General features: G+C 34.1%; 9 protein-coding genes. 5 read left to right on the forward strand and 4 right to left on the reverse strand.

The genetic code is table 11. From position 1 onward, the window contains the following. Positions 1 to 25: 25 nt before the first annotated feature. From ACZIYX_RS04455 to ACZIYX_RS04470, 4 genes are all read right to left on the reverse strand, one after another. Positions 26 to 1,891 (reverse strand): proton-conducting transporter transmembrane domain-containing protein, encoded by a 1,866-nt coding sequence (locus tag ACZIYX_RS04455; RefSeq protein ID WP_462680994.1) that lies wholly within the window; start codon positions 1,889 to 1,891, stop codon positions 26 to 28. Between the two features lie 2 nt (positions 1,892 to 1,893). Further along, positions 1,894 to 4,392, reverse strand: a complete 2,499-nt coding sequence (locus ACZIYX_RS04460) for a YbcC family protein (protein WP_462680995.1) — start codon at positions 4,390 to 4,392, stop codon at positions 1,894 to 1,896. A gap of 79 nt (positions 4,393 to 4,471) precedes the next feature. Then, a complete protein-coding gene (locus ACZIYX_RS04465) occupies positions 4,472 to 4,885 on the reverse strand; it encodes a hypothetical protein (RefSeq protein ID WP_462680996.1) in 414 nt (137 codons plus the stop codon). 224 nt (positions 4,886 to 5,109) lie between these two features. Then, entirely contained in the window at positions 5,110 to 6,129 is a 1,020-nt protein-coding gene (locus tag ACZIYX_RS04470) for a LacI family DNA-binding transcriptional regulator (RefSeq protein ID WP_462680997.1), read from the reverse strand. Positions 6,130 to 6,538: 409 nt separating this feature from the next. Between ACZIYX_RS04470 and ACZIYX_RS04475 the strand changes: the two genes are divergently transcribed. The 5 genes from ACZIYX_RS04475 to ruvA all read left to right on the forward strand — a co-directional run bounded on the left by ACZIYX_RS04475 (position 6,539) and on the right by ruvA (position 15,627). Beyond that, on the forward strand, positions 6,539 to 9,166 hold the full coding sequence (locus ACZIYX_RS04475) for a TonB-dependent receptor (RefSeq protein WP_462680998.1): 2,628 nt from the start codon (positions 6,539 to 6,541) through the stop codon (positions 9,164 to 9,166). Positions 9,167 to 9,252: 86 nt separating this feature from the next. Next, the gene (locus tag ACZIYX_RS04480) at positions 9,253 to 10,473 is read left to right on the forward strand and encodes an MFS transporter (RefSeq protein WP_462680999.1); all 1,221 of its coding nucleotides are present in this window, start codon (positions 9,253 to 9,255) and stop codon (positions 10,471 to 10,473) included. Continuing rightward, complete coding sequence (locus ACZIYX_RS04485) at positions 10,463 to 12,343, forward strand: trehalase family glycosidase (protein ID WP_462681000.1); 1,881 nt, start codon at positions 10,463 to 10,465, stop codon at positions 12,341 to 12,343. Before ACZIYX_RS04480 ends, ACZIYX_RS04485 begins: the two co-directional genes overlap by 11 nt. A 249-nt stretch (positions 12,344 to 12,592) precedes the next feature. Then, on the forward strand, positions 12,593 to 14,902 hold the full coding sequence (locus ACZIYX_RS04490; RefSeq protein ID WP_462681001.1) for an NADP-dependent malic enzyme: 2,310 nt from the start codon (positions 12,593 to 12,595) through the stop codon (positions 14,900 to 14,902). Positions 14,903 to 15,045: 143 nt separating this feature from the next. Beyond that, a complete protein-coding gene (ruvA, locus tag ACZIYX_RS04495) occupies positions 15,046 to 15,627 on the forward strand; it encodes a Holliday junction branch migration protein RuvA (protein ID WP_462681002.1) in 582 nt (193 codons plus the stop codon). Positions 15,628 to 15,631: the final 4 nt, after the last annotated feature.

The raw sequence follows: 15,631 nt of genomic DNA on the forward strand, positions 1-15,631 counted from the left end.
AAATCTAGTTTGTTTTAATATTAAGTTATGAGGACCGTCTGGCAACGGTAATTTCAGGATCATTAACAGGTCCCATAAAAATCCGGGCATACATTCTCATTAAACTAATGCCGGTAAGTATAAAGTTGAAAGAGATTAAGGATGCGAGTAAAAGCTGTTCTTTTTCAATATGCATAAATAACAAGTCTTCTCCCAAAAAAGTAGTGGTAACAGGAAACCCCATTAATCCTAAGGAGCATAACAGATACCAAAAAGCAGTGTTTTTTCTTTTAAAAGCTAGTCCGTAAAAATCATTTAAATCAAATTTTTCCTTTTTAGATAGTTTGTAGAGTATATAAAAACCTATAACTCCGCAAAGTAGTATTCCGGATAAATAGAAAGTAGTATCCCAGGTATTAAAAGTATCGTTAAAAGATATCGCCAGTAAAACCCAAACATGGTTAAAAGACAACATTGTCCAGGCCAATAACGGGTTTTTACGTTCTGAAAATGTACGAATAACCATAAGCAGGGCTAACCCGGCAATGGTAACAGGTAAAATACGATGCAGGATACTTGTAAAACCAATTTGGTTTGTTACAAAAAAGAAAGGAATAGGCAATATTGCCAAACTTACATGTACTACTGTTTTTGGTTGAAAATAGGTTAATGGTTTACCTAAACGTTTTACAGGGCTCCAAAAAACTTTGTAAAGAAACTGATCTAATTTCCACTCATTTAGCCCTATTAGATATAAGGTGACCTCCTTTTTTATACGCCAGTTACTTTTTTGTTTTTCCTCATAAGGCACAAAATTGTAAAACTGTTCCCTAATGTAATATGTTACCATAGATGGGCTAATCAATAATTGATAGCTTCTTAAAAAAGCATTGCTTACTAAATGAATTAACGCAATGGTTTCTAAGCCCAGGGCAACTTCTATAAAAATGATTCCGATTTGGGCAACAGAGGAATATGCTATCTGGGCCTTGGCAGAATATTGTACTTGAGAAGAAATTGTAGCCACGATAGCGGTTATAATTCCCAGCACAACGACAATAACTTTTATAATAAAGATTTGTTGCCAAAAAGAAGCCGTACGCAGTAATAAAAATACCCCGATATGAGCTGCAATCGAGCCATAAAAAATAGCACTGGATGGTGTTGGACCTTCCATAGCCCTGGGCAGCCAGGATGAAAATGGAAATTGAGCAGATTTTACACTTGCTGCCAAAAGTATAGCAAGAGATATAATGATCCCTGTACGGGGATGTAAAGTTAAATGTTCTGCTACTAGTTGCGAGTTGTTTAACTGTTCAAAAGTAATGTTTTCATGCCATAAATGATGGCTTAACCACATGGTTATTAAAATACCCACATCTGCAATTCGATATATAGAAAACACTTTTAATCCATTGCGTACAGGTAAATAACGATGGCGATAGTATGTAATCAATAAAAAGGAGGATACACCCAGAATTTCCCAACCAATAAACAGAGTTTCAAAATTTCCTGCTAGAACTATAATTTGGATAGAAATAAAGAACAGTAAAAAGGTGGTAAAAAAACACTTGTATCCTGGTTCCTTGTGTAGATATACTCTGCTATAAAGTGCAATTAGATACGATAAGACCCCCGAAAACAGAAGGTAAACAGCAGATACTTTATCAAAATAAAAATCAATAAAGAAGTTATAATCGCCATAATTGTACAAGGATATCTCTTTAATGTTTAGAGAATCCACATCTTTCCATAGCCAAACTAAAACAAAGGCAGTGGTAAACAAGACATACGATCCCATTGCAATAAGAATAGTGGTACTAATCCATTTTTCTTTGGTTTCGGGAAAGAGAAGGCTAATTACTAATCCTGAAAATGGAATTAATAAAAATATAGGCAATAGGTTTTCCATTTTTAGTTTATATTAAGTTGATAAACAGGTAAATTGGAAGAATTATTCTCAAAAACAGATTCCAGATCAGTAATCGATTTGATCGGGTGAGCCATTTTTTCTAATTTTTTTAATTCCCCTTTAAACAGGTAATAAATTGTTTTTGTTTCTGGGTGTATTATAGCCAGTTTAACCCACTCTTTATAGTACCACCCGGATAGTTTTTTATCTTTTTCAATAATTTGTAAAACAATTTCCGGATAGTGTTCTACGATCATCATTAATCGCAAAGGAGCGTGTACATCTATCATTTGAGACGGTAACCCCGGGCGCAAATCTCCCTTTATTCCGTTGGCGACCCCAAAAAGACCTATAACATTATGGGGTAATTTTGACCCAGCACCTAATTTTTCATTATCTACTCTGGAGAAGTAATATTCTAAATTAATCCCTCCGCAAACAGGAGTTGCAGCTTGCAAAATTCCTTTAAGCTGAACCCCGTATACATCCTGCTCATAATCATAGGAGTTTAAAAAAGCACGTTGATCCAAAAAAATGTTTTTGGTCAAAGATCTGCGCCCTACAATACATAAAGTGTTATTAGAATGGTTTAGTTCTGGTCTGGGCTCAAAAAGTGCGGTAGATCTGTTTTTTACATCTTTGTGCACTTTGACAGCATCTCGTTTTATATTGGTAAGTAAAAACTGTCTGGCACGTTCCTTGGCATTATAGGATAAAGCTTTTTCAAATTTCGGGACATGTAATGCATGCGTTTCTTTATGCTTTTGCGAAAGAGACTCAACATCATAAAATTTTATTTCATCACGAGTAGTATCATGTAACCCGCCTATAAAACAGGTGGTTTCTGGTATCTGTATATTTTTACCCTTTAAAGCTGCTCTTACATCTTCTCGGTTTGCCATTTCTGCAACGGCACGACTATTAACAGAACCTGCCCTGCCAGAACAAGCACCACAATTATATCCTGCATAATAGGGATTGTTGGTACTACTGCCTCCATGACCAATCAAGTAGATCAACGAAGCAAAGTTGGTGGTCAAACCAGTGCTTTTTAATAAACCAGATACTATTTCTGCCATTTCTTCAACAGTGTACCCTATCTTATAACCATTTTCTGTGTCATTGTTTTTGTTTTCGATAATAAGTCTGGAAGCATGTTCCATGTGTTCAAAAGCAGATGAGTGCGCTGGCGAAACCTGAGGCTTAAAAAGATTGAAAAATAGTTTTACCGCAGACCAAAACCCAATAGTTTGAGATAATAACCATCCGGTAAAGAGCCTGTGCGATCCTTTGTGAAAGTGAATGTCTTTACCGTTTTTTGTAGTTCTTCCTTCTTCCTTAATTAAGTGTTTTGGGCTAAGGGAGCCAGGGCAAACCTGAGTGTAAAACTTACCAGAGTCGGGTTGATACATTGCTACCATACCAAAATGCCCCGGTGTGCCAAATGTTTCACAATCTGGCACAGCTTGTTCTAAATGTCGTCGTATAGACTCCTCTCTGTCGTCAATACAAAAAAATGCTTGAAAACTTGGGGTAATCGATTTTGTGTCTGTTTTGGATAGCACCAGTCCTTGCAGAACCTGGCTGTGATAGCTCCACTCCAGGGCTTCTTGCCATATAGTGACTACTTTCCAGTAGGGATCAACCTTTATATGCTTAAATAAGGATGTTGGATTATCTAATTTGATTTCGCCACTTAAAGGAAATTTGTCAAGCCCTATATTTTGATCCAAAGCTTCTATTTCCAAAAGTAATTCAAGAAAAATAAAATCATGAAGAGTCACTTTTCGTGGATCGAGTAACGTATGGGGTTGTACTTCAATAGTAGCTACCATTCCAGACCAACCGGGATGTGCAAATTGTTGATCAAACAAATACTGCTCATAAAAAGCCAAATCTCCCACAATATATGCCAATAAGCTTGTGATGGTAGTTTTAGGGTCGTTTAGAAAAGCAATAACTTTATCGGATCGAAAAACAGAAACCATACTATTTTGTTGTAAAGCACGAACAGCACCCAATAATGTCTTATCAGGGTATGGGAATCGTTTTTCTGAAACTCCCTGATCCAGATAGGCCCCTGTTAATTTGAATAATTTGGGATGTACCAACATATTCAAATCAATCTTAAAATGGTTTTTCCAGAAGGCTCGTAATTTTCCTATTTCAGGATGTACGGTATTATACAGGCTTTGATCAAAAACTAAAGATTCCCAATAAACAAATGTGTTTTCATCTTTATGTTTATGGATCATGTCTTTTAAAATCTCAGGATTAATAATGCCATCATTATACAGTTTGCGATATTCATGTAATGAAAGAGCTGTTTTATATCCAAAAGTTGCGTTTGCTTTTTGCAAAGCTTCAAAAAAGGAGAATTCTTGAAAAGCGTGCAAGGTGTTATGGTGCACAAAGTCTTTTAGTGGAGCTTGTGCGGGCAAATAATGCTTTAGACTATGAAGAACGAGCTGTTCATCAAAGTCAATGCTTTGTTGCTTCATTAATATTTTTTTTAAGTAAAATAAAAAGTAAATGTTGCCGGGGTAAACTTTGGCAAATAAGTAAAACTAGAGTGCGTTTTTAGGAAAGATGATCTTTTCGGGAACAATACAGGTCATAAAGAGGAACCCTGTGCGCTGTAGTAACAAAATTATACGTATTCTTTTGGGTAATCAGACTATTATAGGATAGCCAGGTATATAAAGAGGTAAAATTAAAATAAGAAGGAAAATGTATTTCCTCTTCTGTTTCTGTTTCTATCTCTGTTTCTGTTTCTATCTCTGTTTCTGAAAAAAATAACTGTTTTTCTAAAGAAAGAAGCCCGTGTACAGTAGTGAAATTTCCTGCACTTTCAATTTTTTTAAAATGTGTTGAAGAATTTAATACAGCATATCCCGGATCATCTTGTAATGAAAAGGAACTTCCTGTAATAAAAGGAAATAGGATAAGTAAAACTAAAAGGTGCTTAGAAAAGCAGTGTTTTAATCTTTTCACCTGATTAAAAATTGAATTACAAAATTATTCATTTTTGATTTATGATTGTTTAATTATTGTAATATTTTTTTGATTTAAGAAAATATTACAATAATTAAACAATCAATTAACGATAAGCTTTATAAATCAATAACAGAAGATGTAAGTCTAAAAAAATATATACCTAAAACATTATAATGTTTTAATTTACCACCATATATAAACATGGGGTAGAGAAAAAATAATTAAGAAGACTCTCTAAAAATAAGCTGAGTAGGAAGAATTACCTCTTTATGGATGCTAGGTTCGTTGTTTTTATTGAGTTCGATCTCATTTAATAAAATTTCGGTAGCTGCGACACCCATATCATGTGCTGGTTGGTTGACTGTGCTTAAGGTTGGAGAGACAACAGAAGACATAAACCAGTTACTAAAACCAAAAACGGCTACATCTTCGGGAATCTTGATTTTATTTTCATTAAAATATTTGATAGCACCAATAGCGACCAAATCGGTTATGGTAAAGATAGAATCTACCTCTGGGTTTTCTTGCATTAATTTTTTAGCATTATTATATCCATCTTCAAAATCTGTATTATTGTTACATATATACACCAATGATGGGTCGTATATGATTTCGTGATCTTCTAAAGCTTTTTTATAACCATTAAACCGGTCATTAGAAATTTTAGGGTTTAAATCTCCTCTAAAATGCGAAATTTTTTTATATCCTTTAGAAATAAGATAAGAAACAGCATCATAAGCAGCCTTCTCATCATCTATACGTACTTTAGAACATTGTATTGAAGGCTCTATTTTGTCAAAAAGCACTAAAGGAATATTTCTGCTTAATATCTTTTTTAAATGAACAAACTCATTTGTCTTGTTAGAAAGTGACATTAATATACCGTCTACTCGTTTGTCAATTAATAGATTTACTTGTAGCTTTTCAAGAAATAATTTTTCACTCGATTGGAGAATAATCACCAGATATCCTTTTTTTTCTGCCTCTTCAATGATGCCATCAATAACTTTAGAAAAAAAATGATGTACAGTAGTCGGGATTATTACTCCAATCGTTTTTGTTTGTTTAGTTCTTAAGTTAATTGCCAATTGGTTAGGAGAATAATTTAGTTTTCTGGCAGTCTGAATAATTTTTTCTTTGGTAGCTTTGTTTACATCTGGATAGTCTTTTAAAGCCTTGGATACCGTAGCAACAGAGATTCCTAATTCAATAGCGATATCTTTCAGAGTTGTAACTTTCATGTATATGTTATAGATATTAAATATACGATTTAAGGTATAAAATATAACTAATTTTAAAAAACAAAATTTTTATATTCATAATGATATACTAGATAGAAGCTAATAAGTTCTATTCCAAAACTCTTATAGATTTCTTAATAAAAAGGTGATTTGTAATAGTTTGACTTATAGTTAAATAAAACAGGTTGGTTGTTGGTTCGTTTTTAACATTTTTGCAATTAAATCTGTATTTTAATGTTAAGAAAACAATAAAAGTTGTAATAAAATGGAGTTTTGAGCCAAAAAAAATAATTCTTTCGAAAACGTTTTCGATTTAATCGAAAACGTTTTCGAAAGAATTAAGGCACAAAGAAATATTAAATTATTAATAAGGTTTTGTGAAATTGCACAGAACTAAATTATTATAATTATGAGAACAAAACTATGTATAATTCTTTTCTTGATTTTTGGAATAGGGGATTCTATTGCTCAAGGAAATAGAAGTGTATCGGGGACAATAAAGGATAGTAGAGGAGTACCAGTAATTGGAGTTAATATTTTACTAGAAGGAACCCATAGAGGTGCAACTTCAGATTTTGACGGGAACTATGTAATTAGTAATCTGGAAGCGAATGCGACATATACTTTGGTAATTTCTGCGGTTGGGTTTAAAACTGTAAGAGAAGAGGTTACTATGTCAGGAAATGTAGTAAAAGATGTAGTACTACAAGAAGATTTACTGTCGTTAGATGAGATTGTAGTTACAGGAGCTTCTAACCCCAGAAGCAAATTAGAATCTAGTGTAGCCATAACCACAATGGGCGTAAAAGAAATGGAGCAAAAAGCACCGCAAAGCACCGCAGATTTATTGCAATCTATACCAGGGTTTGTTGTTGAATCTTCTGGGGGTGAAGTAGGGAATAACCTTTTTGCAAGAGGAATACCCTCAGCAGGAGCTTATGAATTTGTTCAGATTCAGGAAGATGGATTACCTGTTTTTGAAGATGGAGCCTTACAATTTGGAAATGCAGATAATTGGTACCGATTAGATGAGACAGTAAACAGAATGGAAGCTATTAGAGGAGGATCAGCATCTGTTTTTGCTACTAATGCCCCAGGAGGGATCATAAATTTTATATCCAAAACAGGTCAGAATGAACTAAGAGGAAGAGCTAAAATGACTGTAGGGGATTATGGTCTTTTTAGAACAGATCTCAATATAGGTGGAGCAATGATCGAAGATAAATTATTTTTCAACATTGGTGGATTTTATAGAGTAGATCAAGGAATTAGGAATCCGGGATTCGAAGCTAATAAAGGAGGGCAAATGAAATTTAATCTTACTTATAAGTTTGACAAAGGATATGCCAGAATCAATTACAAAAAACTAAACGATAGAAACCTCTTCCTTCTTCCAATACCTCTGCGAGGAGACAGTAGTGGAAAACCAAAAGAGTTTGAAGGATTCGACGCTAATTATGGAACCTTAGCATCAAGGAATTTTAGTAGACTACGAGTGCCCCAAATTGGAGGAGGTTTTTTTGAAAGAGATCTTGAGGATGGTGTGAATCCAAATGTAGATGCAGTAGGAGGAGAATTTAAATACAACGTCTCTGATGTAGTTTCGGTAAAAAATACATTTAGAAATACAGTTATAGATTTGAATTATAATGCTATTTTTAGTACCGGCGGACCTAATACCCAAGCAGATTTTGCTACAGGAACAACACAGTTCCCTTTAACAGATGCTGCAAATGCAGAATATAGATATGTAGACAATGGGGAATTATTAAGCCCAAATGCTTTGGTAATGAGAGCAGATCATTGGTCGATCGATAAAAACATGTCTAACTTTGCAAACAACCTTGCTTTTTCATTTGATTTTAAAAATATAAATATAACTCTGGGATACTATTATTCTAACTGGAAATCAAACCAATATTGGAACTGGAGTAATTATATTGTAGATGTATCAGATAATCCTAGATTAGTAAACCTTGTAGATGCCAGTACAGGTGTTTCAAGAACATATAATGGAGTAGAGCGTATTACATGGTTAGAGAGAGATGCACAAACCAAAGGAAAATTAAATGCTCTCTATGTAGATACAGAAATTAATTTTTCTGAAAACTTAACAGCTAATTTTGGACTAAGATATGATGATGATGCTTATTCTGGATATCGCGATAATGCCAGATTTTTTTCAACAGATTTAGGCTTGTTAGATAATAATACAGCAGATGATGCTCTGACTGTTGTAGATGGTAATCCTTATACCTACTGGACGTATGATGTAAAAGAACTATCCTATACCACAGCGTTAAACTATAAGTTTAATGATAAAACAGCTATTTATGGAAGGTATAGTCATGGATTTAGATCGCCGATAGAAGAAGCCTACTATGACAATGCATCAAATCTAAACACTTTAGAAATTACTGAAGTTGATCAATCAGAATTAGGGTTTAAATACTCTACATCAAACATCGGTATTTTTGCCAACCTCTTTTATATGAGTATGGATAATATTGCTTTTGCAGATATTTTGGCAGATGGTACTTCAGAAAACAAATTTGCAGATGTAAATAATGTAGGCCTTGAGCTTGAAGCTAATGCTAAATACGGAGCTTTTTCAATTGACACGAATATTACTGTTCAAAAACCAGAATATGATGGGTTTGCAGGGACAAATGCCGATGGAAGCACCTTTGATTTTGATGGAAATAGTGCAAGAAGAATTCCTAAAATATATTTTACGATAAGACCACAGATAGAAGTTATTAAAAACTTAGGGCTATATACGCAGTTATCATATTTCGGGAAGAAGTATCAAGATGAAGCTAATACTACAGAACTTCCGGCTTTTAATGTTTTTAATGCAGGAGCATATTACAAAGTAGATAATCTGAGGTTTGGATTAGATGCCTCTAACCTTTTTAATGAAATAGGGTTGACCGAAGGAAACCCAAGAGGAACTACTAATGCAAATGATGATGTCTTTTTAGCCAGACCAATTTTAGGAAGAGCTTATAGATTGTCAGTAGCATTAGATTTTTAAGTGTTTATTTGGATAGAGCTTAGTAAACTGCTCGTACTATTCGGGCAGTTTTACATTAGGAAATTCCTTAAATAAATTTTAGACTAATGAAAAGTTTACTCATAAAAACATCTTTATTTCTTAACTATTTCATTTTTGCAATCTTGCTTAATAGTGTAGGAATTGTAATTTTAAAATCTTTAGAGAACTATAATATAGATGAAATACAGGCAAGTACTTTAGAATGGTTTAAAGATTTGCCAATTGCAATTGTGTCATTTCTAATAGCATCTTTTCTTCCCAGAATAGGATATAAAAAAGCAATATTAACAGGGCTGTTGATATCTGTTGTAGCCTGTATAGTTATGTATTACGGGAACTCTTTTTGGGCTGCTAAATTTTTATTTGCGGCAATTGGGGCTTCTTTTGCATTAATTAAAGTATCAGTGTACTCGGTTATAGGATTGGTTACAAGTACATCAGAAGAGCATAATAGCTTGATGAGTAGTATAGAAGGGGTTTTTATGATAGGGATTGCTTTGGCATATTTTATATTCCCTGCATTTAATAGTGCTGGTGATCCCAATGCATGGTTACAGGTCTATTGGTTGCTTTCCGGGTTAGGTGTAACCTCTTTTATATTTCTGTATTTTACAGATTTTGATGAAAAAACAGAAATACCGGGGGCAAACCTTAAAGATGATGTTAAACAAATGATTATGCTTTGTGCAAAAATGTCTGTTATCGTATTTATATGCAGCGCATTTTTGTTTGTTATGATTGAGCAAGGAATAATGACATGGTTACCTACTTTTTATAAACGAGTATTAAAATTACCTCCTAATGTTAGTATCATGATGGCAAGTATTTTTGCCTTATCTCTGGCAGTAGGAAGAATAGTAGCAGGAATACTGTCGAAATATTTTTCATGGTTTTATATTTTAATCACCTGTATTGCTATTGCCATGCTAATGGTAGTTTTTGTTTTGCCCAATACTATAGATACAGAAATAGGTGCGATAGAAAACATATCAGATATCCCCTTATTAGGCTATGCTTTTCCAATAATAGGAATGTTTATTGCTCCAATATATCCTTTGCTTAACTCTACAGTTTTAAGTGCATTGCCAAAAAAAATGCATAGCCCTATGACTGGTCTGATTGTTATTTTTTCGGCATTGGGAGGTACACTAGGTTCCACAATGACAGGATGGTTGTTTAAAAATCTGGGAGCGCAAAAAGCTTTTTACTACACACTAGTGCCAATGGTACTATTATCCATATCGTTATGGGTATTAAACAGGATCACTAAAAAAAATGCAAATTAAAATATATAAAGAATCTGTTTTAAAAGATCTTCTTCAGCAAGAAGATACAGATCAGGACAAGAAAATTACAGTAGAAGATCGAGGTCCAAAAAAATTTAAAATACATACGGTTAATGACGAAATTCATGTCATCGAGGGGACATATCATTTGTCTAATTTGCTTCAGGAACTAAAACTGGCAAAAGAAGACCATAAAGGAGTCGTAGAAATATCAATAGCAAATGTTACAGAACAACCTGGTATTAGGATCTCTAAAATGATAAAAAAGTTTTATTGGGATAGATTAACTAGGAGGTTGGATAAGAGCGGTATTGAGAAAATTCTATTAGATGATAAAATCAATACAAAAGAAAAACGACTATATATACCTTATGGGGATCAAGAATCTTATAAGTATTATAAAGAGATCACCAAAGAAATTGATGGAATAATATTAGAAATCCTTCCAGAAAAAATAACCCCAGAATATGTAAGGTCTATTAATAACAGACCAGGGATTTTGGGGTTAGGATTAACCAATGATGGCCATCAAAAGAGTGCTGTGCCGTTTTTGGTTCCGGGAGGAAGATTTAATGAAATGTATGGGTGGGATAGCTACTTTATTAATATAGGGTTATTGATAGATGATAAAAAAGAGCTAGCCAAAGGAATGATAGATAACTTTACATATCAAATTAGAAATTATGGTAAAATTTTAAACGCTAACAGAAGCTATTATTTAACCAGAACTCAACCACCTTTTTACACTTCTATGGTTATAGAGTATTATAAAAAATATAAAAATGAAATACCTGTAGACTGGTTAAAAGAATGTGTAAAAGCCGCTGTTTATGAATATGAAACCGTTTGGATGCAACCAGGAAAAAGACTTGTGTCAAACGGATTGAATAGATTTTATGCAGAAGGTATCGGGATTCCCCCCGAAGCAGAAGAGGGACATTATGATTATATTTTAAAAAAATACAAAAAAAATGACTCTCAATCTATCAAAGAGTTTAAACAAAAATACTTGCAAAGAGAAATAGAGAATCAAGAATTAGATAAGTATTTTTTACACGACAGAAGCGTTAGAGAAAGCGGTCATGATACAACCTATAGGTTAGAAGAGATATGTGCAGACCTAGCCACAGTAGACCTGAACGCATTGTTGTATAAGTATGAAAAAGATCTGGCAGATATTATTAAAGAGTTTTTTGAAGATCAATTTATCTATAAAGCAAAAAAATTAACCTCTAAGTACTGGAATGATAAGGCTGCTCATAGAACGAAATTGATGAATAAATATTTATGGAACGCAAAAACAGGTAGTTATGCCGATTATAACCTGAAAAAGAAAAACATAACTAGTTTTGAATCTGCAACAGGTTTTTATCCTCTGTGGGCAAATTTATGCACAGCAGATCAGGCAAAAAGGATTATAAACCATTTATTACCTAAGTTAAAATGTAAGTTCGGTATTGCAGGAAGTTCCAGTTCCTCGCTTAATGATGTTCCAGAAGATGCTCCAAAACGCCAATGGGATTACCCATTTGGTTGGGCTCCACATCAAATAATGATCTGGAGAGGATTACTCAATTATGGATATCAGGATTTGGCAGAGGAACTTGTATATAGATGGTTATGGATGATAATTATAAACGCTATAGAGTATAACGGTGTAATTCCAGAAAAGTTTGATGTCGTTCGGGGAACCTATAAAATAGATGTAGAATATGGTAATGTAGGATCTGATTTTAAATATGTGCCAGATGGAGGATTTGGTTGGATGAATGCTTCTTATCAATTGGGGTTAAGCTTTTTGCCTCAAAACCTGAAGGATAAATTAAATAAATTGGTTCATCCCGACGAGATATTTTTTGAAAATGAATGATACAGGTGAAAAGCATAACAATATTTTTTTAATCCCTCATTGAGGAGCTAATTTTACATAGTTTGCCTCGAAAACAAAATATATTTATGGAAAGCATATCCTCATGAACATATTTCAGACTATTGATTTCTGTTTTTTCAGAAGATTCTTTCACATTAATTTCTGCATCTCGTATAGACTTGTACCTTTGTATATGCTAAATGTGCATTTTACGTTTATTTTGCATTCACAAATTTATCTTGATAAAGTATGAGTATCGAAAGTAAAAGAAGAGAGGCCTTAGTATATCATGCCAAGCCTACCCCGGGTAAAATTAAAGTAGTTCCTACTAAGAAATATGCGACCCAAAGAGATTTGTCTTTGGCATATTCTCCAGGTGTAGCAGAGCCTTGTTTAGAAATTGAGAAGAAAAAATCGGATGTTTATAAATATACAGCAAAAGGAAATCTGGTAGCTGTAATATCTAACGGGACAGCTGTTTTGGGACTAGGAGATATTGGTCCGGAAGCTTCAAAACCAGTAATGGAGGGTAAAGGATTACTCTTTAAGATTTTTGCAGACATAGATGTTTTTGACATAGAAGTAGACACTAAAGATATAGATGCTTTTATTGAAACTGTTAAAAATATAGCGCCAACCTTTGGAGGAATCAATCTCGAAGATATAAAAGCCCCTGAAGCTTTTGAAATCGAAAGGAGATTAAAAGAAGAACTGGATATACCAGTAATGCATGATGACCAACACGGGACAGCCATAATTTCTGCCGCAGCTTTATTAAATGCATTAGAAATTACAGGAAAAAAGATCGAAGAAGTTCGTATAGTGATTAGTGGAGCAGGAGCTGCCGCAGTTTCATGTACCAGACTATACAAAGCTTTTGGGGCAAATCCTGAAAACATTGTAATGACCGATAGCAAAGGAGTGATACGAAAAGACCGGGACAACCTTACCTCTGAAAAAGCAGAATTTGCAACAGATCGGGATCTGAACACATTAGAAGAAGCAATGAAAAATGCAGATGTGTTTGTTGGTTTATCTATGGCTAATTTAGTAACTCCGGATATGTTGGTGTCTATGGCAAACGATCCTATTGTTTTTGCAATGGCAAATCCAGACCCGGAAATCGAATATGACCTGGCAATAAAGACCCGTAAAGATATTATAATGGCCACTGGTAGAAGTGACCATCCTAATCAGGTAAATAATGTACTGGGATTTCCTTTTATTTTTAGGGGAGCTCTGGATGTAAGAGCTACAGTAATTAACGAAGAGATGAAGATGGCAGCCGTAAAAGCACTAGCTGAATTAGCTAAAGAACCTGTTCCGGAACAAGTAAATATAGCATACGGCGAAACACGACTTAATTTTGGTAAAGAATATATAATTCCAAAACCATTTGATCCCAGATTGATAGCAAAAGTGCCTCCTGCCGTAGCAAAAGCAGCTATAGAAAGCGGTGTGGCAACAGCACCAATTACAGACTGGGAAAAATATGAAGATGAATTGCTGGAGCGAATGGGCAATGATAATAAACTGGTAAGATTATTATTGGATAGAGCCAAAACAAACCCTAAAAAAGTGGTTTTTGCAGAAGCGGATCATCTGGATGTGTTAAAAGCTGCACAAACCGTAAAAGAAGAAGGTATCGCTTTTCCGATTTTATTAGGACGTAAAGATATCATATTAGAATTAATGCATGAAATTGATTTTGATCCGGAAGGAGTAGATATAATTGATCCTAAGGCAGATGAAGAATGTGGTCGTAAAAATAAGTATGCAAAAAAATATTGGGAAACCCATAGGCGCAAAGGAGTCACTCTTTATGATGCAGAAAAGTTGATGAGAGAACGCAACTATTTTGCAGCGATGATGGTTAATGAAGGAGATGCAGATGCTTTGCTTTCCGGATACTCCAGAAGCTATCCTACCGTGGTCAAGCCAATGCTCGAACTTATAGGATTGGCAAAAGGAGCTACCCGTATAGCAGCTATGAACGTAATGATGACAGATAAAGGACCTCTGTTTATAAGCGATACTTCTATCAATATAGATCCGTCGGCTAAAGAATTGGCAAAAATAGCGCAAATGACCGCCAGAACAGTAGAAATGTTTGGGGTTAAGCCTGTGATAGCAATGGTTTCTTATGCCAATTTTGGATCCTCAAAACATCCAACAGCTTTAAAAGTACAAGAAGCAGTAGCGTATTTACACAGATACTATCCCAATCTAATGGTAGATGGGGGATTGCAAATGAATTTTGCGTTGAACAGGAAAATGCGAAAGAGCAAGTTTCCGTTTTCAAAATTAAATGGGCAAAAAGTAAACACATTAGTGTTTCCTAATCTGGACTCGGCAAACAGTAATTATAAATTATTAAGCGAAATTAATAATGCAGAATCCATAGGGCCAATTATGATGGGAATGCGAAAACCAGTGCATATACTTCAATTAGGAGCAAGCGTAGAAGAAATGATAAATATGGCAGCAGTAGCAGTCATTGATGCACAAGAAAAAGAAAAAAGACAGTTGCAATTATCGTTGGTATCCAAAGATATTTAAAAGGATAAGAGATAATTAATCATATTCAAAAAATATAATGAATCTGGCCCGTTTTAAATACTATGTTTTTAAAGCGGGCTTTTTTTATCCTTTATATATAGTATAATTTTATTACATTTGATTGCTTAACATCAACTTAACAAATGATCACACATATCAAGGGGAGGCTTGTTGAAAAAAATCCAACTGATGTTGTAATAGATTGTGGAGGAGTAGGGTATTTATTACATATTTCACTGCATACTTTTTCTTTGATTCCCGAAGGAGAAATGTTACAGCTATACACACACCTTCAGGTAAAAGAAGATTCTCATACCTTATTTGGTTTTGCCGAAAAATCTGAAAGAGAGATTTTTAGACTTTTGATTTCTGTTTCAGGAATAGGGGCAAGTACTGCCAGAACCATGTTGTCATCATTACACCCCGATCAGGTTAAAGAAGCAATAGCATCTAATGACGTTGCTACAATTCAATCCATCAAAGGGATTGGTGTTAAAACAGCACAACGTGTTATTATAGATTTAAAAGATAAAATTCTTAAAGTTTATAATATCGATGAAGTTTCAGTGTCTCAAAGCAATACTAATAAAAATGAAGCGTTATCTGCATTAGAAACTTTAGGATTTAATCGAAAACTTGCAGAAAAAGTCGTCGATAAAGTTCTGAAACAAACCCCCAAAGAAACAGTTGAAAATATTATTAAACAGGCACTAAAAAACTTATAATAAC

It is taken from the genome of Aquimarina sp. (genome assembly GCF_977115655.1).

Coding starts and splice junctions, on each gene's coding strand:
- ACZIYX_RS04480 (WP_462680999.1), top strand. CDS start 9,253: ATGAAAAGTTTACTCATAAAAACATCTTTATTTCTTAACTATTTCATT.
- ACZIYX_RS04455 (WP_462680994.1), bottom strand. CDS start 1,891: ATGGAAAACCTATTGCCTATATTTTTATTAATTCCATTTTCAGGATTA.
- ACZIYX_RS04490 (WP_462681001.1), top strand. CDS start 12,593: ATGAGTATCGAAAGTAAAAGAAGAGAGGCCTTAGTATATCATGCCAAG.
- ACZIYX_RS04485 (WP_462681000.1), top strand. CDS start 10,463: ATGCAAATTAAAATATATAAAGAATCTGTTTTAAAAGATCTTCTTCAG.
- ACZIYX_RS04470 (WP_462680997.1), bottom strand. CDS start 6,129: ATGAAAGTTACAACTCTGAAAGATATCGCTATTGAATTAGGAATCTCT.
- ACZIYX_RS04460 (WP_462680995.1), bottom strand. CDS start 4,392: ATGAAGCAACAAAGCATTGACTTTGATGAACAGCTCGTTCTTCATAGT.
- ruvA (WP_462681002.1), top strand. CDS start 15,046: ATGATCACACATATCAAGGGGAGGCTTGTTGAAAAAAATCCAACTGAT.
- ACZIYX_RS04475 (WP_462680998.1), top strand. CDS start 6,539: ATGAGAACAAAACTATGTATAATTCTTTTCTTGATTTTTGGAATAGGG.